General features: G+C 59.4%; 3 protein-coding genes. All 3 read right to left on the minus strand.

Going from position 1 to position 880, the window contains the following annotated elements:
- Nucleotides 1–217: bifunctional DNA primase/polymerase (locus HMPREF2975_RS08220; protein WP_141757354.1), on the minus strand; the 217-nt coding region annotated here is incomplete at its 3' end.
- Nucleotides 214–462, minus strand: coding sequence for a hypothetical protein (locus HMPREF2975_RS08225; RefSeq protein ID WP_070727012.1), 249 nt, complete (start codon nucleotides 460–462; stop codon nucleotides 214–216). The genes HMPREF2975_RS08225 and HMPREF2975_RS08220, both read right to left, overlap by 4 nt.
- A gap of 92 nt (nucleotides 463–554) precedes the next feature.
- Nucleotides 555–880, minus strand: a 326-nt coding sequence (locus HMPREF2975_RS12595; RefSeq protein ID WP_193600025.1) for a hypothetical protein, incomplete at its 5' end; no start/stop codon positions are given.

The following is an 880-nucleotide window of genomic DNA, read 5'->3' on the forward strand; positions in this document are numbered from 1 at the left end:
TGGTGAGGTTGCCGGACACTGCCCCGCAGATGACAGCAATACCGTGCTGTTCGTTTTGGAACCATTGGTCGGCCTGCGTAGGTGTGGCGCGTTGCTGCGTGTAGGGTTTCCACGCGACGGCTGGCCGCTTGTCGCCCCAGTCTGTGGCGGGCAGGATGGGGATGATACTGATGCCATTTTTAAGGCACTCGTGTGCGTGGACGAGTATCGGGTTCATTGTTGTGGTTCCGTGAAGAGTGCAGGCTGATCTGGGGTTGGGTCTGGGTCGGGTGTTTCGCGCTCGATAAGCGTGACAGTCCACTTGGGTGGTGAGACGAGTTGGTGGCCGACGTCGAGGAGCAGGTCACGGTCGTGGACGGCTGTTCCCTGCCACGTCCAGACCGGGCTGGAGGGGAAATTCTTCGTGTGAATGCGGAGCATGTCGTCCTCCCTAATGTCCTGCTTGGTGATGGGCTGCCACATGAGAGTGCTCCTTTCCTTGTTTGGCTTGACTGTGTGGTTTGGTGCCCGCCCGCGCCTTGCACGCGGTGTGGCTGCTGGCCGGGCTGTGGGGGTTATTTGATGGTGTTGCGGATGATGGCGACCATGCTCGGGTCGATTTGGAGGGCGCTTGCGATTGCCTGGTCGTCGAGGCCTGCCTGGATCAGCGTGGTGATCTGCTCACCCTGACTGAATGCCTGCCCCGCCGAAGCGGCTGGTGCTGGTGTTGGTGCTGGTGGCGCGGCTTGTTCCTGCAATGCCTTGTCCATCCCAGCCATGTCGCCTTTAGCAATCTGGTAGGAAAACATCTTTTCGTAGTACGACGATTTCCCGTCTCTGCCGAACTGCTTTTTTTCTTCCAGGAAGGTCGCGGTGAACGTGTTGCCCAGGGCGAGAGCTT

Source organism: Actinomyces sp. HMSC065F12 (assembly GCF_001814535.1).
GTDB classification, from domain to species: Bacteria; Actinomycetota; Actinomycetes; order Actinomycetales; family Actinomycetaceae; genus Pauljensenia; species Pauljensenia radingae_A.

What these genes read in the sequence shown, in the direction of transcription:
- HMPREF2975_RS08225 (WP_070727012.1), bottom strand. Translation starts at nt 462, where the DNA reads ATGTGGCAGCCCATCACCAAGCAGGACATTAGGGAGGACGACATGCTC.